At 57.8% G+C, this 24,693-nt stretch carries 18 protein-coding genes and 2 pseudogenes; 5 read left to right on the top strand and 15 right to left on the bottom strand.

From position 1 onward, the window contains the following. Window positions 1-15: 15 nt before the first annotated feature. From ABD76_RS04915 to ABD76_RS04905, 3 genes and pseudogenes are all read right to left on the bottom strand, one after another. Window positions 16-975 (bottom strand): hypothetical protein, encoded by a 960-nt coding sequence (locus ABD76_RS04915; protein WP_197254712.1) that lies wholly within the window; start codon window positions 973-975, stop codon window positions 16-18. Next, window positions 966-1,763, bottom strand: coding sequence for a nucleotidyltransferase domain-containing protein (locus ABD76_RS04910; RefSeq protein ID WP_197254710.1), 798 nt, complete (start codon window positions 1,761-1,763; stop codon window positions 966-968). Before ABD76_RS04910 ends, ABD76_RS04915 begins: the two co-directional genes overlap by 10 nt. A gap of 46 nt (window positions 1,764-1,809) precedes the next feature. Next, window positions 1,810-2,166: pseudogene (locus ABD76_RS04905) on the bottom strand (TROVE domain-containing protein); the annotation flags it as partial. Between the two features lie 176 nt (window positions 2,167-2,342). Here ABD76_RS04905 and ABD76_RS04900 point away from each other — a divergent pair. Both ABD76_RS04900 and ABD76_RS04895 read left to right on the top strand, forming a co-directional pair. Next, a pseudogene (locus ABD76_RS04900) lies at window positions 2,343-3,475 on the top strand (helix-turn-helix transcriptional regulator); the annotation flags it as partial. Then, complete coding sequence (locus ABD76_RS04895) at window positions 3,469-4,233, top strand: WYL domain-containing protein (RefSeq protein ID WP_242069375.1); 765 nt, start codon at window positions 3,469-3,471, stop codon at window positions 4,231-4,233. The pseudogene ABD76_RS04900 and the gene ABD76_RS04895, both read left to right, overlap by 7 nt. A gap of 2 nt (window positions 4,234-4,235) precedes the next feature. On the opposite strand, the gene ABD76_RS29270 is transcribed toward ABD76_RS04895, so the two are convergent. Both ABD76_RS29270 and ABD76_RS04885 read right to left on the bottom strand, forming a co-directional pair. After that, complete coding sequence (locus ABD76_RS29270; protein ID WP_338125051.1) at window positions 4,236-4,343, bottom strand: DUF1349 domain-containing protein; 108 nt, start codon at window positions 4,341-4,343, stop codon at window positions 4,236-4,238. A 297-nt stretch (window positions 4,344-4,640) separates the two neighbouring features. Beyond that, window positions 4,641-5,081: an OsmC family protein gene (locus tag ABD76_RS04885; RefSeq protein ID WP_168181983.1), complete on the bottom strand. Its 441-nt coding sequence runs from the start codon at window positions 5,079-5,081 to the stop codon at window positions 4,641-4,643. Between the two features lie 315 nt (window positions 5,082-5,396). Between ABD76_RS04885 and ABD76_RS04880 the strand changes: the two genes are divergently transcribed. Next, a complete protein-coding gene (locus ABD76_RS04880) occupies window positions 5,397-6,602 on the top strand; it encodes an MFS transporter (RefSeq protein WP_197254708.1) in 1,206 nt (401 codons plus the stop codon). Between the two features lie 161 nt (window positions 6,603-6,763). Here the strand turns inward: ABD76_RS04880 and ABD76_RS04875 are convergent, their stop codons facing one another. Beyond that, window positions 6,764-7,072, bottom strand: coding sequence for a hypothetical protein (locus tag ABD76_RS04875; RefSeq protein ID WP_197254706.1), 309 nt, complete (start codon window positions 7,070-7,072; stop codon window positions 6,764-6,766). 170 nt (window positions 7,073-7,242) lie between these two features. On the opposite strand from ABD76_RS04875, the gene ABD76_RS04870 reads away from it, so the two are divergent. Next, window positions 7,243-7,629 carry a helix-turn-helix domain-containing protein gene (locus ABD76_RS04870; RefSeq protein ID WP_111155194.1) on the top strand — a complete coding sequence of 129 codons (387 nt, stop codon included), beginning with the start codon at window positions 7,243-7,245 and terminating at the stop codon, window positions 7,627-7,629. Between the two features lie 613 nt (window positions 7,630-8,242). Here the strand turns inward: ABD76_RS04870 and ABD76_RS04865 are convergent. The 9 genes from ABD76_RS04865 to ABD76_RS04825 all read right to left on the bottom strand — a co-directional run bounded on the left by ABD76_RS04865 (window position 8,243) and on the right by ABD76_RS04825 (window position 23,231). Further along, the gene (locus tag ABD76_RS04865) at window positions 8,243-9,244 is read right to left on the bottom strand and encodes a hypothetical protein (RefSeq protein WP_206765528.1); all 1,002 of its coding nucleotides are present in this window, start codon (window positions 9,242-9,244) and stop codon (window positions 8,243-8,245) included. A 62-nt stretch (window positions 9,245-9,306) separates the two neighbouring features. Further along, complete coding sequence (locus ABD76_RS04860; protein ID WP_197254702.1) at window positions 9,307-10,143, bottom strand: ABC transporter permease; 837 nt, start codon at window positions 10,141-10,143, stop codon at window positions 9,307-9,309. Window positions 10,144-10,150: 7 nt separating this feature from the next. Further along, complete coding sequence (locus tag ABD76_RS04855; RefSeq protein WP_242069374.1) at window positions 10,151-11,137, bottom strand: ABC-2 family transporter protein; 987 nt, start codon at window positions 11,135-11,137, stop codon at window positions 10,151-10,153. Next, window positions 11,121-12,173: an ABC transporter ATP-binding protein gene (locus ABD76_RS04850; protein ID WP_197254698.1), complete on the bottom strand. Its 1,053-nt coding sequence runs from the start codon at window positions 12,171-12,173 to the stop codon at window positions 11,121-11,123. The genes ABD76_RS04855 and ABD76_RS04850 overlap by 17 nt, the downstream gene beginning before the upstream one ends. 55 nt (window positions 12,174-12,228) lie before the next feature. Beyond that, complete coding sequence (locus ABD76_RS04845) at window positions 12,229-13,413, bottom strand: radical SAM protein (protein WP_197254696.1); 1,185 nt, start codon at window positions 13,411-13,413, stop codon at window positions 12,229-12,231. After that, a complete protein-coding gene (locus ABD76_RS04840) occupies window positions 13,410-14,504 on the bottom strand; it encodes a hypothetical protein (protein ID WP_197254694.1) in 1,095 nt (364 codons plus the stop codon). The genes ABD76_RS04845 and ABD76_RS04840 overlap by 4 nt, the downstream gene beginning before the upstream one ends. Window positions 14,505-14,613: 109 nt before the next feature. Further along, on the bottom strand, window positions 14,614-16,188 hold the full coding sequence (locus ABD76_RS04835; protein ID WP_197254692.1) for a hypothetical protein: 1,575 nt from the start codon (window positions 16,186-16,188) through the stop codon (window positions 14,614-14,616). Between the two features lie 99 nt (window positions 16,189-16,287). Next, the gene (locus ABD76_RS29265; protein ID WP_242069373.1) at window positions 16,288-16,452 is read right to left on the bottom strand and encodes a phosphopantetheine-binding protein; all 165 of its coding nucleotides are present in this window, start codon (window positions 16,450-16,452) and stop codon (window positions 16,288-16,290) included. A gap of 266 nt (window positions 16,453-16,718) precedes the next feature. Beyond that, window positions 16,719-23,231: a S8 family serine peptidase gene (locus ABD76_RS04825; protein WP_197254690.1), complete on the bottom strand. Its 6,513-nt coding sequence runs from the start codon at window positions 23,229-23,231 to the stop codon at window positions 16,719-16,721. Window positions 23,232-23,692: 461 nt separating this feature from the next. Between ABD76_RS04825 and ABD76_RS04820 the strand changes: the two genes are divergently transcribed. After that, complete coding sequence (locus tag ABD76_RS04820) at window positions 23,693-24,274, top strand: flagellar biosynthesis anti-sigma factor FlgM (protein WP_197254688.1); 582 nt, start codon at window positions 23,693-23,695, stop codon at window positions 24,272-24,274. The last annotated feature ends 419 nt before the right edge of the window (window positions 24,275-24,693 follow it).

The raw sequence follows: 24,693 nt of genomic DNA, 5'->3' as shown, positions 1-24,693 counted from the left end.
AATATATTCCGTGGATCATTCTTTAATATATAAAAAAGAATAGTTCATCAAGATCATATTGGACACAAATAAATTGTAGTTGGACTGGCGCACATCGACCGCATCGATCATTGCGTTGAATACTTTGCGGCTGTCCTGCGCAAGCATCTTCATGAAGAAATCAGGATAAATAAAATCGATATTCCAATCATCAAAATCGATTCGATACTCTTCGCTATCCGGCGTTACCAGAAAATGGACGACACTTTCGTGGAAATTTTTCATCGTGAATAGAAGGGCTTTCTCTTTTCTTTTCTCCACTTCCAGAACATCATAGACAGTGGCAATCACCTCAAGGAAATCAACCTCGCCCCTATGATCAGAGGAGTAAAGCAGCTTGTTATTCTGTATATAGAACCTGCTATATGCGTCATACTCCATGCTCAATTCAAACAACAGAAAGCAAAGCATGTGATTCTTAACTTTATCGTTGTCTACCATTGGGCTATTTTTCAGCGTGATAAGCTGTATGACGTAGAAAAAAACGAAATAATCCTTATTCGTTCTTTGCCGATTATCGATATCGAACAAATGCCCGAATCGGGACAATGCCAGCTTGATAATATAACAATCTTGCTCACTCCATCCTCTGGCAAGCATTCGTTGTTCCCACCTGGAAATCGAAAATAAATCATGCCAACGAGTGAAGCTGACGGGCTTCCCATTAGTTTTGTTAGAGGCAACCAAAAAGAGCGAAGGCTCGTCTTCGGCATAAAACACATTTCCGAATCGCTTGCGGCAAGCCCTGGCATTGAGAAAATTCTCGAGCCTATATAAAAATAGAGCAAAAATATTCACATTTTCGTGTTCCGCCGTTTTTCCGATGTCCATGCTCTCCATCCTTGCACTCCTCGCACCTGTTCTTCCCTTCCGCTCGTCGCCTCCCCGGGATCCTTGCTGGGTTTGTTCATCACGCCGCTGCGCAGCTATGCCCATACTTCCTGCAAGGCGGAACGGAACAGCTCATCGAGCTCCAGATCCTGATGCCGCTGTCCAGCCGGCGATAGGAGGTGAACCGCCGTGCGCTCATAATGCTCGATGCGATCTTCGAGATACGCATTTATAGAAGGAATTCGGCACTCCACATCCAATTCCTCCCCAGAGCGCTTCCGCTCCAGCAGCCGTTTAATATTGCGGCGCAGCTCGCTTCCTTCGGGAACGAGTTCCCGAACCAAAACGTCAAACTCCATCGGAGGCATGGCGTTATGCTTCTCGATCCAGCCGCAAGCCAGTATCGGGCGGAGCACGTAAAAATATTTTTTGATTTTGACCTGGCTGCCCTGCAAATACTCGCGGTAATTGCCTTTGGCCATATGAAGATAGTGATACATGCATGATTTCGGCGCAAACGTATGCGAAGACAGGCTGCGGATACGCTCCGTCACGGAATACGCCTCTTCATACACCATCGGCGACTGCAGCCATTCCAGCAGCGGCGGGTTCGACTTGCGGAACAACTGCAGCGCCTTGCGCAAATCCCAGCCGTTAATGTCGAGCTGATCGCTAATCGGACGCTCGATGACGTCTCGGCGGTCCCGGATGGACAAGTACCAGTCCACAGGCCGCACATAGATGAAGCGGACATCATAATCACTGTCCTGCGACGGGAACCCCCACGCCCGGCTGCCCGATTCGCAGGCATAGATGATGCGTACGTTCTCCCGGTTCTCGATTTGGCGCAGCTCCTGTTTTATTGTCTGATGGATCTTGGACAGTGTGGACATGGAAGTCCCTCCTCTTTTCTTAAAATGGGTCATGCCGGCGTCATCCCGTATCCTTATCCAGCGGCGGCACCATGGCCGAACGGTACGGCGCGATATCCACGATGAACGCCTTCACGTTCCGGTTCACCTTCGCCCGGTAGTCCTTCAGCGCCGCATAGAACGGACTGCCGCTATTCTGCTGTTCATTGGTAATCATAATGATCTGATCGGCCTTTTTCTGCTGGCGAAGCAGCTCGCGCACGGGAGCGCCAGTGTCTGTCCCTCCGCGGGGACGAATGCGATCGGCCTGGGTCAGGATGCTATCCTTCCGCGAAGGCTTGGCATCCGTCACGCTCGTGTCGAAAAGCCAGAACAGAGAGCTGCCTTGCGTTTTTTTGTACAGCGCCAGCGCGAAGACCGAGCCGCCGTGCCGCCTTCACTCGCGGTGTCGGCTTCACCTCCTTATCTTCGCTTATTTTCAGAGAAGTGAACATGGCGCAAGTATTACGAATGGATCGAAAGTTTTCCATTCTCCGCTTGTGCCTCCCCTGCTACAATGGAAGATAAGCCCGAATCGGGCCTGTAAGGAGGCTTCCCAGAATGGCAAAAGAAAGCTTCGATAAAGAAATCCAGTTTCTTCGCATGCTCGTCCTGACGAGCGGCGCATACAGCCGGGAGCAGTTCGCGCAGCGGCTGGGCATCTCGGTCCACACCTTCGACAAGACGATCCGCCGGTTGAAGGAGATTGTACATACGGTAACCGAACAGCTTCCCGAGGATCAGGGGCGGCAGTTCGCGGAGATGCTGCACTTCAGCTACTACGATTCGGCGGATCCGATGCTCCTGTTCTTGTTCCGCGCCAAATCGGTCAAGGAATCGGAAAGCGTTCGCCTGGCGCTCCTTTTGACCGCCCTGCAGGAGCAGCCGTTGACGGCGATGGAGCTGATGGACGAATGCAGTTCCCGCATCCCGGAACCGTATCCGCTGCCGGACGAGAAGACGGTCCGCTCCGATCTGAAATATTTGGAGGAAATCGGCGTCATTCGCAAGGAAAAGGGCGGCCGGCCTTACCGGTTTTCGATAAATCATGATCTGACCGATGAATTAACGGATGACGAATTGATGGATCTGTATGACTACGTCGATGTGATGGCGAATACGCAGGTCCCTTCCGTGCAGGGCTATCTTCTGCGGGACAATCTCAAGCAAGCGATGAAGCGGAGAGAGATGGCCGCGGGTGCGGCAGAACCGTTTCTGTATAAATATCATTATTTCTCGCGCATTCTGGACGAGGCGCATCTCTATACGGTGCTGCAGGCGATACGGGAGCGGCGGATGCTGTCCTTTCTCTATTTCTCCCCGAAAAAGGGAACAGCCTACGCCTCGCAAAATACGAATCCGCTCTTCACGCGCGAGGCCGAGGGCAAGCAGGAAACCGTGCTCCCGCTCAAGATCGTCTACGACCATCAATACGGCCGCTGGTACTTGCTCGGCCACGCTTCCCGGCTCGGTCTGGTGAAGTACCGGATGGAAGGCTTGACGCAGATTCGGGAACGAGAGGCCGTGCCGGAAGAGCGGTTCGGCCGGAGGCTGCGGGAGCTGGAGGAGCAGATGCGCTTCAGTTGGCTTATCGATACGGGGGGCCGGTTACGGTTCGGGCCCGGTTTTTCAACCCCGAAGGGGCGCGCAAAAACTTCGTCAAGGAACGCGTCCTGATGCAGGGACAATGGGGACGGAGCGCTCGTGGCTGAAAACGATGCTGAATCATCCTGCCGCGGCGGAGGCGTTCGCGCCGGAGACGCTGGCAAAGCTGACGGCGGCGCTGCGGGACGAGGCCGATTTCGAGCTGGCCGAGCATGTCGCGGAGAAGGCCGCCAGCGTCGAGCGCCATGCGTACCATCCGCTCCTGCGCCCCCTGCTCCGCATTATCGCGGCCCGGCAGGGCATCCGCCTCTCTTACCGGCTCAAGCACGGAGGCTTGCAGCCTGCGCAGTCCGGCTTCCCTTACAAGCTGGAATATTCCATGGTGAAGCGCGAGTGGTATTTGCTCTGGTACCATCCGCGGCGGCGCATGCTGATGTCCACGCGGCTGCGGAACATCGCGCAGGCGGACATGGAACCGGTGCCGGACGGCATGGCGGAGACATGGCTGAGCCGAATCGCGGCCGTCCTGGATTCCCGCAAGGAGCATGCCGTGATCGAGGTCCTCCGGATGTACAACCGGGAGCTGTCCCGGATCATGTACGCCTTCTCCTGCTTCGAGAAGGAAGTGGAATATGCGGACGAGGAGGACAGCTACCGGATTCGGATCGCCTTCCTGGGCGATGAATGCGAGTATGTGCTGTCCAAAATCCGCTTCCTCGGCAAGCGGGTCCGCATCGTGGAAGGAGAGAAGCTCCAGCGGCGCATGCGCGAAAGCGCGGCGAAGGCGCTCGCCCGCTACGGCATCGGAGCAGAGGACAGCGAAGCAAGGAGCAGCCGCAGCGATTAAAGTTAACCTTCTCCTTGCGGACTGCACGCATAGATGCCGGCCTGGACAGGCAGATCCGCCCGTTCGAACAGATGGGCCATGCGGATCTGCCTCCAGGCCTGCCCATCCAGCGAATAATCGGCATAGAAATCGCTGCCGATTCTTGAAAAAATAAAGCGGCGCGTCCCCTTCGTCCGCCTCCTGGGTCGACCAATCGGAATAGCCGTGATTCGTCACCACGGCACCGAGCTTATTCGGGCTGTCCGGAATATACTCTACCGATGACTTCATCTCGTCCTTAAAAGGTTCATGCAGCAGCAGATGGCTCATGTCAAATCCCTCCGGTAACACAGGTTGTGTGAGAATGATGCAAATAAAAGAACCCTCCTGCGAAAGGTTGCCCAATAAGCAGGAAGGCTCGGATTTGTCTATTCTACAATAATATCTTGCAGGACGAGACGCACCGGATTGTTGATCGTGTCGCCCACCGGGCAAGTGCGTTCAATGAACTCTACGAATTCCTTCGCCTGCTCGTAGGAAGCATTGCTTTTGATATGTATATTATAACGGATTTCCGAGTATCCGCGGCGCACATCCGACTTGTTCATAAAGCCGTCCGTATCCAGATCCCCTTCCAGTTCCACCCAGAATGCCTCAAGATCGATCTTGAACTTGCGCGCATAGGCTCTGGCGACGATGGACTGGCAGGCCCCCAGGGCGCAGAGCACGACTTCCACCGGATTCATGGCTGTGTCGGTGCCGCCCAATGATTTCGGTTCATCGATCATGATCTCGAAGTTTCTCGATTTAGCTCTTACCACCATCCCATCCTGCAGGTGTGCGGTCGCTTTAAACGTCTCAACTGGCATAGGATAACCACTCTCCCACATTTTAACTTTCATTATAACATACTTAATAGATAAGAATAGTAACAATTCCAAATATCATATTTCGAGATATGCAGCTTCAGTTGAAAAAATATTTTTTCTGCCGCTTTCCCTTGATGCATCAACCTCTGCGTAGGCAAGCTCCCGTTCGCCGGCCGCGCCGGAGAAGAAAAAGATTGACTGCTTGCTGTATAATAGGAAGCGGATAATGTGTTCGGTCTGACATATCGAGTGCCGTTAGAATGACACTCCAATCGAAACGTACGTGGAAAAAGGAATATCGGGAGTGAAGATCTAATGGAAACATGGAAGAAAAATCTGTGGATACTGTGGTTCGGAGCATTCATCGTCTCTTCCAGCTTCTCCATGGTCGTTCCTTTTCTGCCGCTCTTCCTGATTCAGATCGGCGTCAAGGATCATCTGGAGCTGTGGTCCGGAATTCTGTTCAGCAGCGCCTTCCTCGCCGGAGCGATTTCTTCTCCGTTCTGGGGAGCCGTCGGGGACAAATACGGGCGGAAGCCGATGATTATTCGGGCCGGGCTGGCGCTCTGCGTCATCTATCTGCTGACGGCCTTCGTCACCAGTCCTGTTCAACTGCTCATTCTGCGTCTGCTGCAGGGGCTGCTGTCTGGATTCATTCCGGGTTCGATCGCGCTGGTCGGGACGAATACGCCGGAGCGCAAGGTCGGATATGCGCTGTCGATGATGTCCACGGCGACGGCGACGGGCAGCATCATGGGCCCGATGCTGGGCGGCGTGCTGGCAAGAATTTTCGACAACCGGATTGCCTTCGGCAGCGCGGGAGCGCTCTGCTTCCTGGCGACCCTGCTCATTATTTTCTGGGTCAAGGAAGAATCGTTCGTGCCGAGCAAGGATCGCGTCTCGATCGTGCACACGTTCAGCCTGGCGGCCCACAATAAGCCGCTGCTAGTCGTGCTTGTTCTGTCGCTCTGCACGCAGTTCTCCGTCATGACGATCGAGCCGGTGCTGCCGCTGTACATTGTCGAGCTCGGCATCTCCGACAAGAACGCCTCGCTCGCGGCCGGCTTCGTCTTCTCGCTCGTCGGGGTAGCGAGCATCATCTTCGCGCCGCGCTGGGGCAAGATGGCCGACCGGGTCGGATTCCAGCGCGTCCTCCTGATTGGCCTTCTCGCCGGCGGCATCGGGACGCTCGCCCAGATTCCGTTCCACAATATTTGGTGGTTCTCGTTCATCCGGTTCGCGTACGGCATCTTCTTCTGCGCCGTATTTCCGGCCTTGAACGGCCTCGTCGTCCGCACCACGGACAGCGAATTCCGGGGCCGCGCATTCAGCCTGAATCAGACGGCGAACCAGCTTGGCGGCATGCTCGGCCCGTTGGTCGGGGGCGCGATCAGCGGCGTGTTCTCCATTCATGCCGTCTTCTGGGTGACCGGTATCCTGCTCCTCTCCACGATGGGGCTCGCCTCCTGGTCGCAGCGCAACGCGAAGCGGAGCTCCGCATCGGCGGAGCAGGGAATGTAACTTGGGAAGTCTGTGAAGAAAGAGTAGGCTTCAGACTGGACGTTAGAATGCACGACGCAAAAGGCCGAGTTCCGGGTAACGCACCCTGACTCGGCCTTTTGGCTTCCTTGTTCCCTTTTGGATCAACGGACGGGGAAGGATTGCCCTTTTCCGCTGCAAAATTAGGATTTCATTATTGTCGTCATCGTCTTCTCCAGCTCTTCTTCCGAGTTTTGCAAAAAAATGAGCATTTTCAACCCGTCCTGAACCCCCTTGGCATAGAACCAGCCCATCTGCACTAAGGCGAGTTCCGCATGCGCATCCAGCCATTCCATGTGCAGGCCGCTTCCCTGTTGTTGTAATTCGCGCTGCAGAGCGCGTTCTAATGCTTTCCGTTTATTCTGCAGTATTGCGATCTCCGGCAGCAGTTCCACTTGCTCTCTTAGATATTCCAGGCGTTGATGCAAGGTTTCTTTTACCCAATCGGACATATTACTTCCTCCACATCGATTTCTGAACTATCAGCTTTGCCTCATTCCTCTTTTTGACTTGGAATCTCCAGGAAACGTTCTATTATAGTATAACATTTTTATCTTTGTTATGTTATAGTGATATCTCTTTTTCTTCTATGTTTTACTAACCTCTAACTGAGGTGACTATCATGTCAGATTTACTTAAACTTGTTGGCGAACAGCTAAGAATGATTCGCTCCGCAAAGGGATTAAGTCAGGAGCAGGTTGCGGAAAGAACCGGTAAAGAAGGAATGAGCAAGTCACGCATTTCGGATATCGAATCCGGGAAAGTCAACGTGACCTTGAAAACATTGGAATCGCTTATGCATGCACTGGATATTGGACCGGCTGAGTTGTTTAATTTTCAGAAGCTCCACGGCAAGGATGGCATCGAAGAAAAGCAGATGCTTCTTGATCTCCATAAAATTGCGCTGATGGAAAGATCGATTGACGAGGTCAAATATGTCGTTCGGACCGCAAAAGACTTTCTTGAAACGATAGATGCCCAAGCTGCCAAAGAAAATAAGAAGCGTTAATGGTCTGCCCCCCGGCCGCTAAGGTCAAACCGCCCTTTTTTGAGAATATATACCGATTCATGTCAACCTTCACTTGATAGCCCGTCAGATCGATGCCGAATAGGTTCTTCCATGAGCGGTTTCATCGCTTTGAAGGCTTATGTAACAATTTGCTAAGGTACTGATCATCCAAATAGATATTGACGATCTCTCCCGTCTCTTCGATGAGCGGCACTGCGGCTGCCCATATCTTTTGATCTTTTCCGTCAGAATACTTTTCCGTTGAAATGCTTTTGTACGGAGGGTGGGCGCTTCTCTTCGCTGGCTAATTGGTGACATTCGTTCAGAAGAATACGACACAGCCAGGTTTGGAAGTAAGCAGGTTCTCTCAACGTATGAATCGCGCTTGAATGCTTCGCAGTCTCCCTGCTGAGCCAACCTCTCCTTGTCTCTCGTTAGCGCATTCATGCTCCTCCTCTAGTCTCGACTAAGCTTATTCTATATCGTTAGATTGGCAGCCCCAAGATGAGGTTCCCTCGAGTTGTCGATTCGCCCATAAAGATTACAAAAAGCCCGAAAGCAAGCCACCCTTTCAGGATAACTCCACTTCCGGGCTTTGGCCTCCTCCCCGCCGCTATGCCAGGGAATTCGTTACTTGCGGCGCGATGCCGGGCGCCACGCCGCTAGGCGATGCGATATGACGCCACGCCAGTTCCTCCAGCTCCTGAATCTCACTGCATAGCTGCGCGATGATTGCCGCATTAGCGCTTCCGCCGTGGAGGGCCATAAGGAAGAAATTTTTCAGCATATCCGCCTTGCGCGCAATGCCGCGCAGCAGCTGCGCCAGGCTCCGGTCCCCCTCCGCCGCTTCCACGAAGCAGGAGAAGGCAAAGCGGGAGCCCGCAATGAATTTGAAGGCATGCGCATGGCAGTCATACAGCTCGGCCAGACTCGCGAACGGCCCCGTCTCTCCGCCGGATGCATAGGCGCGGACAATCTCATAGCATGCAGTCTCCCCCTGCTGCCGCGCCATGCGATCCGCATACCTCTCCCTAATCCGATTCCAGTCCGGACTCGCCTTCGCTTCCGGCTTGCGGAGCAGGAAAACGGCCCTGTCCTCCGGCTTCAACGCAGGAACCTTGCACATCCGCCGGAGGTCCTCTCCCGATATATCCCCTTCGTATTCGGGGTAAGTATCGCGAATCGCATAGCGGCCCGAACCGCCAGGATCCGGCGACCACCCGCATACCCATATCGAATGCGCCGCTTCCGGGTCGCCGAACGTTCCCGGCTTCGCATAAAGCGCTTCCCCGCAGGAGATCCAGAGGAAGGCCGCGCAAGCGCCGTAATCGATGCCCTGCAGCAGCGGGGCAATCTCCTCGTCATCCGCATAAGGCACCTGTTCATAAGGAATGCCGATCAGCTCCAGTTCGGACGGCTCCAGACAAGGGGAATGGTAAAACCATGGCTTCGACTTTTTCACATACAAATGCTCGTAAATCTCCTTCGTGCTCTCCCACGCATTATAATAGAGGGCCTCGACCGGCATTCCCCATTCCTGCAGCGCCAGAGATAACTGAATGGCCCGGCAATCGAAGAAGCCGGCCTCGAACCGCAGTCTCTCACGTATGTCCATCACTGCATCGCTTCCTCTCTCATCATTTCATTGCGCCAATCATGCGCGCCGCCGGACCCTTATTAGCTGCCCGCGCTGCTGTACCCGCTTACCGCCCGCTTCCAGCACCATCTGGCCAGCAGCAGAAGCAGAAGCGGCGCCGCAGCCGCCCAGGCGACATCCCCGGCGCTCAACTCGTTCATGACGAACTTGGGCGCATAATTGCTGATGAGGAACACCGGGATGACGTAGACGCCGATGCACTGCAGCCATGACGGGAAAATATCGAGCGGCATATTGTTCGCATCCCAGATCGAATGCGCGATCTCCGTCACCGCCCCGGTCTGGACGAAGCGGAAGGCCAGCAAGGCCGGCAGCAGCATCAGGCCGTAGGTGACAGCGAGCGCCGCCAGCAGCAGCCCGGCGAAGCCAACGAGATTCCCCGCATTGAGCGGCAGCCCGGCGCGGGACCAGCCGATGGCGATCATGGCGGCTCCGGCCAGCACGTTCGGCACCGACAAGCCGATGTCGACATAGCGAAGCGAGACGAGAAATTGCAGGGATACCGGCTTCGTCAGCAGCAGATCGAGCGTCCCGTCCCGGACATATTGCTGCAGCCGGATGAAATTGACATAGAACAAGCCCATATAAAGTCCCGTCATCATCGTGTAAGTGCCGATGAACAGCAGGATATGATCCGGCGTCAGCTTGCCAATATGCAGATTCGTCTGATACACAATCAAAATGTACAGCGCCTTCGCGCATAAAAAAGCGATTTCGACCGCAATGCCCATCCAGAAATTAAAGCGGTACTCCATGCTGGCCGCCAGGCTGTTCCGGATAAAAACGCCATACAGCCGCAAATACTCCACTCCCGTGCGCCATGCGTCCCGGAAGCGCGCCCGTCTCTCTACACCCATCGCCGCCTCATCCTCCCAACCCGACATACCGCTTCAGGCCAAGCCGCCATGCGATGTGCGCGGTCCCGGCCAGCAGCACGATCCAGACGCATTGGATGGCGATGCCGCCGCTGACGATCTGCACGATAAGCCCGGTGATGACGAAAAAGTACGAAATCTCCGCCAGCCGAAAGGCCAGCGCGCAGATCGCGTAGGACAGCAGGAATTGCACGAGCGCAGCCAGAAGGAGGGCTGCCGCGAACAGAGCAAGACGAGCAGGCGGCAGCGGAGCATGGCCGTAGCGGACGGCGACGAGCAGCACGGCGGCCACGAGTCCGACCAGCACGGTGTCCGGGATGACCCGGCTCCCGGCATAAGCGGAAAGCCGATAGCCGAAATAGCTGATCGGACGGACCAGATACGCGTTCAGTCCGCCGCTCTTAATGTCTTCCGCGATCGTGTGCTCCAGTTGGGTCATGACGAGCTTCGTCACGATGCCAGACAGCATCGTGTACAAAATCATCTGGCTGTAATCGTACCCGTACAACACCCCGTCGGCGGAAGACCGGTACACGGCCGTCCAGATCAGCGACTGGATGCCGATAGGGAAAACCAGGCTGACAAGCCCGATCAGGAATTGAAGCCGATATTCCATTGAGGCCTGCAGCCCGATCTTGAACGCGGCGGCATACTTGCCGGCAGCGAGCCGGAAGCGGCCGCCCCTGGAACTGCCCGGCCCGGCTGCGGGCGCCTTGCCGTCCGCCGTCCCGGTTCCGTCCGCGTGCAGGCCGCCGTTACCGAATCCGGCCCTGCCGTGCGGCCGGTTGCCCGGCAGGCGGCCGCCTTGCTTGTTCCCCGTCTTCTCTGCCGAATGGTTATCCGTTTGGTCGACCGGTTGGTCATCCGGCTGATCATCCGGTTGGTCATCCGGCTGATCATCCGGTTGGTCATTCGGGTGGTCATTCGTCCCGCTGCCATCCCGCAATCGCCGTTCGCCGCTATCCTTCCGTCGCATGCCGGGGCGCCTCGTATGTCTGCCCATCCGCCCGCACTCCTTCACCTTCCGACTTGGCTGCGTACAGCCGCTCGATCGCTTCCTCGACCGGGATCTCCTCCACCGTCCAGTCCTCGACCAGATCATGGTCAAGCAGCAGAAGCGCCAGCGGCTTCACTTCATCCGCCGCCACCTCCAGCTCGGCCGTCACGCCGTGATGGGCCCGGACCTCCGCCAGCATCTGCACGAGCGCTCGCAGCTCGGCCGGGGGAATGTCGGCAGCGAACCGCACCTTCATCCGCTTGCGGCGGCCGAAGGACGCGCTTATTCGCGCCAACTCCCCATCATAGGCGATTTTCCCGCCGTGAATGACGAGCGCCCGGCCGCATACCTGCTCGATATCCCGCATGTAGTGGCTCGTCAGCAGAATCGTCGCCCGCTTCTCTTCCTGATAAGCCCGCAGGAATTGCCGCACATTCTGCTGGGCGGCGAAGTCCAGGCCCAGCGTCGGTTCATCGAGGAACAATAGCTGCGGCCGGTGAATGAGCGCGGCAATGATTTCCATCTTCATCCGCTCGCCCAGCGACAGGCGGCGCACCTGCACCCCGAGCAGGTGCCTCACATCGAGCATGCCGGCCAGTTCGTCCAGCGTCATCCGGTATTCGCGATCGTCGAGCCCGTAGATGCATTTGTTCAAATTAATGGATTCATTTGCGGGCAAATCCCACCAGAGCTGGCTTTTCTGACTCATGACGATGGCGAAGCGGCGCTTGAACTCCCGCTGGCGCTCCCAAGGCACATAGCCGAGCACCTTCGCTTCTCCCGCCGACGGATGCAGAATGCCGGACAGCATCTTGAGCGTCGTCGTCTTGCCCGCTCCGTTCGGACCAATGAAGCCGACGGCTTCGCCCTGGGCAATATCGAAGCTGATGCCGTCGACGGCATGGCGGTACAGCTCCTCGCGGCGGAACAGATGGCGCAGCGAATGCCGGAGGCCGCTCTGCTTGCGGTAGTAAGCGAAGGTCTTGCTCAATCCCCGCACCGTGATGGCGCTCATGGCAGTTCTCTCCTTCCTTGTCCGCCCCTCCCTGTTCCTGGCCCGGGGCCGGGGGTTAGGCGCCGTTATTGTACAGCAAAACGCATTTCGAGCAGACCGGCGTCAAGCCGCAAGCAAGCGCCTCGCGGTGCTTCTGGTAGCCGTCGCCGTGAAAGACCTCCTTCAGGCTGCCGTCCCGCAGATCGGCGATCGTGAATTCCGGGAAAAACTTGCATGGATTCACCTTCCCGTTCGGCAGCACATCCATGCGGGTCGACAAGGCCAGGCAATCGGTCCTCCCCATGCCCGGCCGGTCCGTGCCCAGCACGAAGCTGCGCACCTCCTCCGGCTCCAGCGCTGGCTGGAAGCGGATGCGGTTCTTCCATACGCGCGAACGCAGCTTCTCCATCTCCGCGAGCAGCGGCTCGATATTGTCCGGCGACAGATGGTAGGTGAAGGAGTGCCAGCTCTTTTTGCCCGTCTCCGCGTCCTGCCGGGCCGCCTCAAGCCAGCCGAAATGCTCGGCGAAGTACGTATCCATCCGCTCGGCGACTTCCTCCGGAATATACCAAGGGAAGACGAAGTAGACGGAATTGACGCCGACCTCCTCGAAAAATTCCATGAAATCGTACAGCCGGGTGACCATGGCATCGTTGATGGTCAGGCTGACCGACACATCCCCGCGGAATTCGCCTGCGCGCTTCCGCTCCAGCAGCAGCTCGATGGCGGACATCACCTTGCGGAAGATGCCGCGTCCGCGTATCGCATCGTTCTCCGCCTCGAAGCCTTCCAGGCTGGCGAGAAGCGTCACCCCTTCCGGCAGCTTCAGCAGCGACTCCAGCTTGGGCTCGACAAGCACCGCATTCGTGCAGACGGTCGAGATGCGCGGATCGGAGGCCAGCAGCTCGCACAGTTCGTCGAACTTGGAATACATCAAGGGCTCGCCTCCCCATAAGTACATGCGGGACCGGTAAGGCCGCGTCTCCTCGAAGATGCGCTCGATCAAGGCAAAATCGATCTCCCGCCGGGCCTCCTGGCGCTCGAACTCATGATGGTAGCCGTCGGGATTCCATTCGAAGCAGTGCTTGCAGCGCAGATTGCAGCCGTTATTCAGCTTGATCCCGATATCGCGCGGCAGATCGAAGGCGAAGGAGCGGTCAAGCTTCCGACCGCGGCTGGCCTCGCTCCGGTTGTGCAGCGTCTGCTTCATGGAGCGGAATTCCGCCGGGGTCAGGGTGGCGCTTGTCTTCGGTTGTGTCATGGATACATCCCTCCGTAATCGGATAGTGAAAGCGCATGTCTTAGCAGATTGTGATGAAGCGGCTCCAGCGCGCTGCGCGCGAAGCCGGACGCCGCCCATCGGTCGTAGGATATGCCGAAGCCGAGCCGTTCCCACAGCAGCGCATTGGCCCGCTCATGATCGCCGAACGGCTCCAGATAGACGAGCGGCGTCGCCGCGGACAGCGAATCGACGAGCGTGCCGCCGCCGGGCTTGCTGACGATGGCCAGGCTGTGGCGGATGGCGCCGTATAGGCGCGGGCCGTCCTGGCCCCGCTCATAGATCGGCGCTTCCCCCGCCTTCCATTCCGCCATCGGCGGATAAGGCGGCTGCCCGGGCCGCGCCGGCTCCTCCGACCACGGGTGCCATGCCGGGTCGTTGAGATAGACGCGATCGCCAGGCCGCGCCGCCCCCGTCTCGTCTTGATCATAGGCGACGAGATCAAGCGCGTACCGCTCCTGGAGCGCGGGGGTCACGCCGCGGTAGGTGCCGATGCCCCATCCGCCGCCATGGACCACAATCCGCTCGTCCCGCTCGGCGTAGGGCAGGATCGGCTCATCGGACATCGCGAGCCGGTAATGCAGCAGCGGCTGCTCTCCCTCCAGCCGGAACAGCCAGTGATGGCGGAAGCGGGGATAGGTCTCGCGATAGACGCGGTAGGAGGGCGTGTCGATCGCATCGAGCCGGAGAAATTCCGCCCGGATCGTCCCGGGGTGAACGCGCCGTTCGTATTGCTCCAGAATAGGAGCCCAGAAGCCCGTCACCGACAGAAAGATGCGGCGTCCTTCGGCTTCCCAGCGATCGAGCAGGGCATCCACCGCCCCGTCCGCGAGCGACGGGCCGATGCCGCGAACCAAGCGCGTGCCCATCAAGGCCGTGGCGAAGCTGGCGTGGAACGCCTGCTTCGCCCGGACAAGCTGCTGCCGCGTCTCTTCCGGGAACAGGCGTTCCAGCACCTCGAATTCCGCCGGAACGCCGCGCTTCCGCAGCCGCTCCAGCAGGCGGATGCCAGGCACGTACGCGCCAAGCGAATTGCCTGAGGTCAGGATGGTAACAGGTGAAGCGGATTGCATAGATGACACCTTCTTTTTTCCATTCATGCTTGAGCCGCACATGACGGTTCATTAACTTCGTCCGTTCTCATTCATCCATTTTCATTCATCCATTTTCATTCGCCCGTTCTCAATAGATGCGGAAGCCGTACGCCGCCAGCGCCTCGCGGAGCTGCCGGCTGATCCGATCACTCGCCTCCCGGCTGCCGGCGGCCAGATACCAGCGTCCGGACACCCGCCCGCCGTCCGGCGCGAACAGCGTATTGGCCGACAGCGGAACGACGCCTTCCCGCCGCTGCGGCGTGAACAGCAGCCCGATCCGATCAAGCCGGGCCAGCAGTTCGGCGAAGCGCTCCGACTGATCGCACCAAGCGCCGTCCTCTCGCTCCGGCTGCTCCATGTCTCCGCCCGTCCCGGCCGAGGCCTTCCACGCGTCCGGGAGCCCAAGCTGGAGGCAGGACAGGAAGCTTCGCTGTCCGTATCGCTCCCAATGCGTGTCGAGGCTGTAATTCAACAGCCCCATCGAATGCCGCGCATTGATCTCCACGACGGGATGGACGCGGCCGTCGGCAAGCAGCATCGAATCGACGCATACCGGGCCGAAGTAGCCCTCCTCATACAAGCATCCCGCCAATTGTTCCATCGCCGCGAAGTACCCGGAAGCGTTCAGCCGATCGGCCAGTTCGGGCTCGGCGGCATGAGAACCGCCGTAATTATGCCCGCGGTTCACCATCTGCTGAACGCCAAGCAGCGAGACGGCCCCGTCTGCCGCAATCTGGAGATGGCAGGAGAAATCAATCTCTTTCTCCAGCCACGGCTCCAGCAGAAGCTGCACCCGCTTGCCCGCCCGCTGCTGATCCCGGATATAGCCGATCAGCCGTTTCAGCAGCGGCGCGGAATCGGCCGCAAGATTGCCGCTGCCCGAGACGCCGTATGGATCCTTCAGCACGAGCTTTCCGGCCTCCCGCAGCAGCTCCGTCCCGATGCGCATCGCCTCATCGGCATCCTCCGCGAGATGCCCCGGCGGATTCCAGCCCAAGCGGGCCGCCAGCCGATGCGAATACGCCTTGGAATTGACCCGGCCCGCGATGTCTGCGGCGGGCACCCGGGCCGCGTCACCATAACGCCGGGCCAGCGCGGCGGCGGACGGGATGACCGCATAGACAGCCCAGGGCAATTCCTGCAGGCAGCGGCGCCACTGCTCCTGATCCGGCTGGCTTGCAATGGCCCGGAAGACATCGTCTCCCCCTGTTCCGTCAGTGCCGCCGCGTTCGCTCGTTCCGCCATGCTGACCAGTTCCGCCTTGTTCGCACGTTCTGCCATTTACGCTCGTTTTGTCATTTCCGCTAGTTCTATCCGTTCTGCTGGTTGAGTCCGTTCCGGTAATTCCGCCAGTGCCGCTAGCCCCGCCCCCTCCTGCCGCCGCCGCCCGGAAGCGGAAGCCAATCTCCCGCAAATAAGCCGCATGGGCCCTGTTCATGGGCTGCCGGGTGATCAGCACGCCGTCCTCTCCGCAGAGCGGGAACAGCAGCTCGTCCATACATCCGGCGACCGCTCGCCCCTGAGCCGCTCGAACCGCAGGCAGCTTCGCCAGATGATCGGGACGCCAATACGCTTCGGCATCGAATGTTCCGAGTACGATCCGAGGCCCGTCATAGACCGGCTTCAGCAGCGGCCGCACAGCCTCCGCGGCCGGATTATGCATGCCGCTCCGCCTCGGTGTCCAACTGCCCGAGGAAGCCCAGGAATGCCCGCACGCTCTGCAAATGCTCGTATTCGAACCGTTCGAAATCGATCCGCACCTTCAACTGCTCAACTGCTCCTCCACCTTCAGCATGAAATGAATGAGCTGAAGCGAATCGAGCCCGACATCGTCAATCAGATTCGTCTCCGGCGTCAGCCGCAGCTCCCAGGCCGGCTCCTCCTTCACCTCGCTGACGAGGCGAGCCAATGTGTCGATTGCGTGCATACCACCACTCCTGTTCTCTGTAAGTCGGATCGAACATCCTTAACCAACATATGAAGCCATAACAAGGAATATTTCACTCGATTTAAATGATACCGCTTTCGCTTTCATCTTTTTTCATTGCTCTGCGCGCTGCCTCCCATAGACGCGCACACTGCGGTTCCCCGTATTTTTTCTCGTCGCGGCTATCCCCTGCCTTCGCTATTCATCGCAAAAAACCGTCCCGCAAGGCTGCTGCTCCCTTGCAGGACGGCTCTGTTAACTCCTGTCTAAATATGTCCCATTTGCTGCAATACGCGGTACAGGAGGACCGCCACCTGCGCCCGGGTCGTCAGAGCATCCCCTGCGAACCCGCCCGCGCCCATGCCTTTGACCAATCCGGACTCATAGGCATACGCTACGGCCGCGCGCGCTTCCGGCGACACCTGCTCCAGCGCCGTCTCGTCCAGTTCCTCCGCCGGCCCTTGCGGCAGCTCCGGATCGAGCGCCGCCACGAGCAGGACGATCATCTCCTCGCGCCGCAGCGCCTCATGAGCCCCCGGCTCGCCGGACCGCCGCTTCCAATCGGGTTCTTTGCCCGTGATGCGGTCCAGCAAGGTCATGAATTCGGCCTGCGTCACCGGATCATTCGGCGCGAACCGGTTATCATTCCGTCCTGACACGACATGATGGGAAGCCAGCGCTTCAATCTTGGCGCGGCCCCAATGCTGCGCGATATCTGCAAATGTCTTTGCGTATTCCAGTCCCGCATATTCGCCCGGCTGCCGCACCGGCACAGTCAGGACATGCGTGCCTTTTTTGCCCGGCTCATTGGCTATGCGCTTCGGCAGCCCGGCGTAGGCCCACGAGTCCGCTTCATGGCGCCCATAAATGCCGGCCGCCAGCGGATGCCGGACCAACCGTTCGTCCAGTTCCAATTCCAACAGCAGGGGCTGGCTCCAAGCCGCGCTCTTCGAGCCGATTCCCGGTTCGCCCGCCTGTCCCCCCGCTCCCTGTTGCTTTTCAACTGCCGGTTTTTGCTCCTGTGCCTGCTGTGTCCGCACCGGAGTCTTAATGCCGATGATGTCCGACACGAGCGCGGCGGTATCGCCCGAGACCAGAGCCTGGCGGGCGCCGTCCACGCCGGAGCCTTCCTGAACGGAGAGCGTCAGCTTCAGTCCATCCCGGTCAATGAAATCCGGGATCGCTTCTGCCGGCACGGTCAAAGCGAAGCGGAAGCCCTTCAGACGAAGCGCCTTACCGGACTTGGCCAGACGCTCGGCCGAAGAGGCGACTATCTCCAACACAACTGCTCTGTACTCCTTCCATGACAACGAGGATAGATCGAGCGCGACCGGAGCGCCAGCTTCCTCCTTGTCCAGCTCCTTCTCCAGCCAATCGGAAGCAATCCGCACGCGCGCCTGCTTGCCGCCCTGGCCATCGGTCGCGTACAGCGTCCCTATCAATTGGCCATCCACCCGAATCGGGGTCCCGGTTGGCGAAGCCGGGCTCGAGCTTGAACCTGAACCGGATCCCGACCCAGAAGCAGATGATGGCGGATCCGGGCGGGTCGTTGGCGGCGTCACGATGTCCGCTCCCTTCACCTTCACGAGCGCCTCTGCCTTCAGCGTTCCATAGGCAATTTGGATGCGGGCCTCCCCTTCTCTCAGGGCGGCAATGCGGCCGTCCGCTTCCGCCCGGGCGACTTGAGGATTGGAGGAAGTGAAGGACAGTCCTTCCGTAATCGGGACGCGCTTCACTTCGCCGTCGGCATAGACGGCCGCCGTCACGGTCAACTGAGCCGATTCCCCCGCCTTCAATGTCAGCTCCTCAGGTTGGACATGGATCGAGCGCGCTTCCTCCGTCGGAGGGACATCGGACTTCCTTACCGTGACCGGCACAACCGCCTCCAGTTCGCCATAGATTACGGTCACCTCCGTCTCGCCTGCTTGAATGCCGGTAACCCTTCCCGCGTCATCGACCGCGGCAATGCCGGCATCCTGCGAACGGAACACCAGGCCCTTCACCAGCGGGACCGTCAATTCCTTGCCCTCGGAATAGACCGCGGCCGTGACGGTCAATTGCGAAGCTTCCCCTTCCTTCAATGCCAATTCCGGCGGGTGGACGGCAATTGAGCGAATCTCGCCCTCCGGGATGTCCGGAACCGGGGTCACAGTGACCCGAACGGTATCTTCCAGACCCTCATAGGTTACCTTTACCGTCGCTTCGCCTGCCGACCGCGCCGTAATTAAGCCTTCCGCATTCACTTCAATGACCTGTCCACCGTCTGCCTCATAGGCGGACAATGCGGTGACATCGCGCTCGTTCCCGGCTTCATCCTCCGCCTTGACATGCAATTGAAGCTGTTGTCCTTCGTACAAGCTGATATCACGCGGCTCCACCGTGATCTTCACTGCCGGTTGGGCAGGATCAGGGTGCGTAATGCGCGCGCGGATCATATAGTTCCCTTGCGAGGCTGCCGCCCGTGACCAGGTTCCATCCTCCAGCCTCCAGGAGCGGCCGTGATTGACGCCCTCTTCATCGACGGCTAGTCCCGGCACGTCAGGATAAGAGCCGTCCTGAATATAGACGACATAGAAATCACCGTCGACGAACGGACCATTCGGAAAAGAAAGCTCGGTCCATTCCCCGTCCAGGCGGGCCGTTCCCGCATGCGGGCCGGAGAGCAGCTCTCCCGGCTGCCCGTCGGGTCCCGATGCGTCATACAGCGCATACCGGAAGGCCGTTCCGCCGGGAACCGGCCATCCATCATCCCAGAAGAACATGCGCGCCCCGGTCACTTGAGCCGGGCCGTCGCTTGTCATGCGCACCGCATAGCCATTGCCTGAATCATAAAAAGCTACCGCATTATCCCCCTTCCCCCGATCGTAAGCCAGCTCGTCCTCCGTCCCGCGGAAAGATTTCAGCGCAATCGGGTTCGCCACCGCCCCTTCCGCACGGATCTGCTGCTCATAAGGCAAATACCCGCGCGCAGAGACGAGCAGCGTGTAATCTCCAGCGTAGACCTCCAGCGTGTAGTTCCCCTGTTCATCCGCAACGGCCGTTGGCACATGCGCATCTTCCCTCACACGTACCGCCGCCCCGGCAATCGGTTCTCCCGTCGCCTTATCGGTAATAACGCCGCTAATCGTGGATCTTGAGAGCGGTTGCAAATGAATGTTCGCCTCGGTCCGCTCCCGATCATTTATCGTCACCGTCTGTTCGGCCGTGTGATAGCCATACGCTTCCACCCGCATCGTATACGTCCCCGGCGGGTGCGTCAGCCGATAGCGGCCCGTCCCGGAATCGGTCTTCGTCGAACGGTCCGTCTCGACGATTGTAACCGTCGCCGCGGCCGGAAGGCCGGAAGAGCGTTTTCCCTCCCCGTCTGCCGTCTCAAGGGAGGCTGTCTCCTGCTTCATGCTTCTCCACGCCGATAAGCTCGGGGCCGCTGGCGCTTTCACCGCCGCATCTTCCCTCGAAGTCACTCGTTCTTCCTGGTCCGCCGCTCCCTTCCCCGCTTCTTCGGCAGGCTTGACCTTGGTCCCGGCTGGAATGAAGGTCTTGACTGGCAGCGTATCCCGCACCTGAATATCATCCAAATACCAACCGTTCGCCAGAGAGGCTCCTCCGGTCTTCAGCCGGAAGCGGATGTGCACCTTCTTGCCGGCGTATTTGCCGATGTCGATCTCATCCATATACCAAAACCTTTTGGGATGGTTCGTATTATAGGTTGGCTTCGGATAGGCCGCCAGACTTTGCCACACAGCGCCCCCATCCTCGCTAATCTCGACGTATCCCTTATCGCCGTCCTCCAGATCATACCACTGCTGAAAGTAGAGCGACGCATGCTTTGCTCCCGTCAAATCAATTTCCGGGGAAATGATGCTTTGATTCGTATTTTTCGAGACATATCCAGCGAAGTTCGTGCCGATGACGTTCTTGCCGGAGACGGCCTTCGGCGGTCCATACTTCGGATCGGGAACCCCATGCTCCCACTCGTTCGGCTCGCCTTCACGCGTCCAACCCCTGTCCCCGCCTTCAAAATCTTCGCCGTAAATAAGCTCCCCGCCGGTAAATGTCCAGCTCACCTCGTTCGAAGCTTCGCTAAGCACATGGCTGTATGTCCTCGCCTTGGCGATATAAAAATATGTTCCCTGCTGCGGCAAGGGGTGGTCGGCGAAGTTGCGTCCTGTGCTCACGCCAATCTCCTCGTACGATCCGCCTGGCTCCGACGAACGGTAGATGACGTACTCCTTCACATCGCCTTGCGGCTCCTGCTCCCATTCGAGGATGATCTTGCCCGGGGCGTTACTCCGCGCCTTCACCTTGGGAGCGTCAGGCTGGAGGTCAGTCGGTCCGATAAGCTCGATATCGTCGACATACCAACCTTCATCGCTTCCGTAGGCTCCCCGGAGATTAAAAAGAACGAAAATCCGATCTCCTTTGTACGGAGACAAATCGATGTAGTCCGTTTTCCAATCGCCGCTTTTCCCGTCAAATTGCTTCGCGAGCTCGAATTCGAATTGCTCCGACTCCCGCCCGATAAAAACCTCTGCCTTGTCCAGCAGAATAGAGTACCAGCTTCCGAGCTTGTGCCAATGCTTGAAGCTCAGAATCGTATGCTCGCTGTCCCGCAGATCGATAAGCGGCATGACGAAGTAGGCCTCTTCCACCCCGGTGGGGTAATTGCCGTCAAGCCGGGTCGCCATCACTTTGCTTCCCGAGCTCGCCTTGCCCGGCCCGCTCGTCGGGACGCCCCATTCCCAGATGCCCGGTTCCCCGCCGAAGCCGTAGCCTTCGATGTCCGTCTCGAAGTCCTGCGCATATCCGAGCTTGACTCCCTCCGATACTTCTACGGGCCACCAGGCGGATACCTCCTCGTTGCCTCCGAAATCCACTGCCCGAATCCGGTATTCGATTCCAGCGGTGTCCAGCATCGATGACGGGATGATGCCCTCATAGATTCCATCCCGGTAATCCCCCGACATCCGAACCATAGGTAGTGCAGTTCCAGCCTGTTCCCCCTTCTTCTTCACTTCCAGTTCCGCCCGGGTGACGCTGGTGTCATCCATAATTCGGGCCGATACTTCCTGATCCAGCGCGTTGAACACGAGCGTCAGGGGATGATGCTCGATGACCGGTTCTTCGGCATCCTCTCCATTCACCGTTACCGCGCCTTCAAGCTCGCCCAGACCCGCTTGCTGGGTGGAGACGGCATTCAAGGCATTCACGATGCCCGATCCATAGCCATTGTTCGGACTCTGCGGGAACGTATTGTCCGTCAACGCGATGGCCGTATCTTTCAAAATCTTCTCGACTTGATCCACCGTCAGCGAATGGTTGGCCTGCAGCAGCAGCGCGGCAACTCCGGCCACATGCGGAGCGGCCATCGATGTCCCGTTCATGAGAGCGTAAGAGCCGCCCGGGACGGAGGAACGGATGCTAACGCCAGGCGCCGACACTTCCGGCTTCATCTGCCCGTAAGGAGACGGGCCCTGAAGCGAGAAAGCAGCCAGCTGATTGCTGCTGTTGACCGCTCCGACCGCGAAGGATTCCGGATAGTTGCCTGGCGGGGTGATAGACCCCGGCCCGCCGTAATTATAAGGCGGTCTCGTATTGCCTGCCGCAAATACAGGCACGATGCCGGCAGAACGCCATGACCGGACTATATCCTGAAAAAACTCGTTCTTCCCGGCCTGCACGCTTCCCCAGGAATTGTTGACAATATCCGGAGCCAGCTCGGGATAGGCGCGGCCCGAGTCGTCAGTCGGCGCCAATATCCATTCGCCTGCCGCCAAAATGCCCGCGTCCGTCGCCTCGCCAGCCGAGTTGAAGATGCGCGCCGCGATCCATTTCGCCTGCGGAGCGACCCCGATCGGGTTGGAGCCATCGGGCTCCGATCCGACCATCGTGCCCATCACATGCGTTCCGTGGGCGTTGCCGTCAAAAGGCAGCTTCTTCTTTTCCGGCGTGGCGTCATACCAGCTCAGCTCAGGCCTCTCGACCTGCCCTTGGGCATTATAGCCTCTCCACTTCCGCTTCAGCGCCGGATGATTCAGATCGACGCCCGAATCCATGTTGGCAACGACGACGCCCATGCCGTCAAAGCCTTTGTCCCACGCTTGACCCACATTCAAGTTGCGCAAATTCCAAGGCAGCTCGACTGCTGCCGCGGCTCCTCCCGTCCTGTCCCGGGCCGTTCCCCCCGCGCCATCCGCCTTGGACGGCTCGGTACCCGCTGCGGCTTGCCCCTCGTCGGGCACCTCCAGCATGTATTTGCGGTTCGGGGTGATGCGCTCTACCGCAGGATGGGCTGCCAGCCGCTCCATCACCTCCCGCGTGCTCGTCACCGCGATAGCGTTAACGATGTAGAAGGAGCGGTAATCCTGCACCGAGCCATTCTTTAGGCCCGCTTCCAGTTCATCGCTGATCCCGGCCTGAGTCCGATCGGCCGTCTCCTTCAAGTCGTTCAAGACAAAGCTTCGCACGGTCAGCTTGCGCTTCGCGGATGTCTCCCCGCTCAAGGCGGAATAAGACTTGGCCAGCTTCGCGGCGGCCTCCACGTCGCTCTGCTCCCGCAGCTTCACAATATAAGTCCCTGTCCCTTCCTGCCCGAACTCGTCATAGACTTCGCCATCTACAACGGCGGGCGGCAGACGAATCCTGTTGGATTCCGCCATCTGGACCGAATTATCGGTCTGGTCTCCCGTGTGCGCATACGCTCCCGGTACGGAAGTCATGCCCATAATGAGCGCGATAACGAAAATCAGCCATCGCCGCAGCCAAGCTTTGCCTTTCACATTCCATTCCTCCTTGTCTCGTATACTTTTAACCTGATGAACAAGCCCAAGAAGTTGATAGAATCATACACAAATTGAAATATTTTGTAAATATATTTTTGAGATCCATTTTTGTATATGAATCTAACCATCGTCTTTTTTCTATTTTGAAAGAAAGTATTCCTGAGCCAAGTCGTCAAAATAGCGCTTCAATCGCCACCAATCTGCCCGGCTAGCAACTAGGTTCGGCATGCGCCGTGTCGAAATATGTCTTAAAATTTTGACTTGCTGCTTGCAGCGTCAACCCGTCCCTCTGCGGCTTTACGGCCTTGTCTCGGGGTCGCAGGCGATGCTGTTAGTTGCCCGTCTTTATATCAAATATTTTCAATAATTGTCTGATATAGTAAATAACATCCTGAATCTAGTAGTTTGGAAGAACACCTGCCCTACTTATTTTTAAAGAGAAGGAGACAGACTAAGCGATGAAAATCAACAATGGTTCGCTGCTTCCCCCGAACCTGTACAACATGAGCAATCGAGAGGGAGAAACCGGACGCGCCATGCAACTCGAAACGGGCAAGCCTGTTGGGGCGAATTATGATACGGTTGAGATCAGTGCGGCCGGACGGAAGCTGGCGGAGGATGCGATTGTGCATCACCCTGCGGCGCAGGTATCTATGCCCTCCAAGCCGGCGGGAGCGCCCGATGATTATGTCAACATTGGCGATTTGATGAAGCGATTTGATCCGGAAGGACACCAGCAGATGAATGAAGCTATGATGAACGGTGGCGACTGGTTCGGCATCATGCTGAAGTTCGTCCATCGCATCCCGGACAACAAGCATTGGATCAGTACGTATCTGAAGGAGGAAAAAGAGGGGATAACAGCGGCAAAAACGGCGGTGGCTTTCACTCCTGAGAAGGCTGATCAACGGACTGCACCAGATGATTCGGTATTGTCCGAGCTTCAAGCTCTGCTGAAAAAGAATCCGTCCATGTTGGACGATGAGACGGGCCGGAATCTTTTCTTGTTTGTGCGAACGCTGCAAGCGGAGACAAAATAGACTCGGGATTTCATTTTTCCCACGGGAACTGGGGCTGTCCTATATTTTGGGTCTGAGCGAGACAGCCCTGCCCCTTCCCCCGCTTCTTACAGCTCAACTTGCCGGAAAAACTGTAAAAATGCACTAGCGTTGCATCAATCTTTTTACGAAAATTTTCACCCTATAATTCTCTATATTTGTAACTTATTGAACTATATTCGTGGACAAAAATAAAGAAATCTCCTATTGTTGAGTTACCCTCAGCGTTATCCATAAAACGCCTCAACAAAGGAGATTCCTATGGATAACGTACCGAATCAAAACGTCATTTGTCAATGCCTAAAGTGGTTACATGTGAATTCCACTAGAGATGAGTCATTGGATTACCGAGCCCAAAAGTTGTTTGTCGGCGCTTCGACACTCTTGTTTGTAGAGGCACA

The organism is Paenibacillus dendritiformis (assembly GCF_015845845.1).
Lineage (GTDB): Bacteria > Bacillota > Bacilli > Paenibacillales > Paenibacillaceae > Paenibacillus_B > Paenibacillus_B dendritiformis_C.
This window is presented reverse-complemented; position numbering and strand designations above follow the sequence as displayed.

What these genes read in the sequence shown, in the direction of transcription:
- ABD76_RS04915 (WP_197254712.1), bottom strand. Translation starts at nt 975, where the DNA reads ATGGGCATAGCTGCGCAGCGGCGTGATGAACAAACCCAGCAAGGATCC.
- ABD76_RS04910 (WP_197254710.1), bottom strand. Translation starts at nt 1,763, where the DNA reads ATGTCCACACTGTCCAAGATCCATCAGACAATAAAACAGGAGCTGCGC.
- ABD76_RS04895 (WP_242069375.1), top strand. Translation starts at nt 3,469, where the DNA reads ATGGGGACGGAGCGCTCGTGGCTGAAAACGATGCTGAATCATCCTGCC.
- ABD76_RS04885 (WP_168181983.1), bottom strand. Translation starts at nt 5,081, where the DNA reads ATGCCAGTTGAGACGTTTAAAGCGACCGCACACCTGCAGGATGGGATG.
- ABD76_RS04880 (WP_197254708.1), top strand. Translation starts at nt 5,397, where the DNA reads ATGGAAACATGGAAGAAAAATCTGTGGATACTGTGGTTCGGAGCATTC.
- ABD76_RS04875 (WP_197254706.1), bottom strand. Translation starts at nt 7,072, where the DNA reads ATGTCCGATTGGGTAAAAGAAACCTTGCATCAACGCCTGGAATATCTA.
- ABD76_RS04870 (WP_111155194.1), top strand. Translation starts at nt 7,243, where the DNA reads ATGTCAGATTTACTTAAACTTGTTGGCGAACAGCTAAGAATGATTCGC.
- ABD76_RS04865 (WP_206765528.1), bottom strand. Translation starts at nt 9,244, where the DNA reads ATGGACATACGTGAGAGACTGCGGTTCGAGGCCGGCTTCTTCGATTGC.
- ABD76_RS04860 (WP_197254702.1), bottom strand. Translation starts at nt 10,143, where the DNA reads ATGGGTGTAGAGAGACGGGCGCGCTTCCGGGACGCATGGCGCACGGGA.
- ABD76_RS04855 (WP_242069374.1), bottom strand. Translation starts at nt 11,137, where the DNA reads ATGCGACGGAAGGATAGCGGCGAACGGCGATTGCGGGATGGCAGCGGG.
- ABD76_RS04850 (WP_197254698.1), bottom strand. Translation starts at nt 12,173, where the DNA reads ATGAGCGCCATCACGGTGCGGGGATTGAGCAAGACCTTCGCTTACTAC.
- ABD76_RS04845 (WP_197254696.1), bottom strand. Translation starts at nt 13,413, where the DNA reads ATGACACAACCGAAGACAAGCGCCACCCTGACCCCGGCGGAATTCCGC.
- ABD76_RS04840 (WP_197254694.1), bottom strand. Translation starts at nt 14,504, where the DNA reads ATGCAATCCGCTTCACCTGTTACCATCCTGACCTCAGGCAATTCGCTT.
- ABD76_RS04835 (WP_197254692.1), bottom strand. Translation starts at nt 16,188, where the DNA reads ATGCATAATCCGGCCGCGGAGGCTGTGCGGCCGCTGCTGAAGCCGGTC.
- ABD76_RS29265 (WP_242069373.1), bottom strand. Translation starts at nt 16,452, where the DNA reads ATGCACGCAATCGACACATTGGCTCGCCTCGTCAGCGAGGTGAAGGAG.
- ABD76_RS04820 (WP_197254688.1), top strand. Translation starts at nt 23,693, where the DNA reads ATGAAAATCAACAATGGTTCGCTGCTTCCCCCGAACCTGTACAACATG.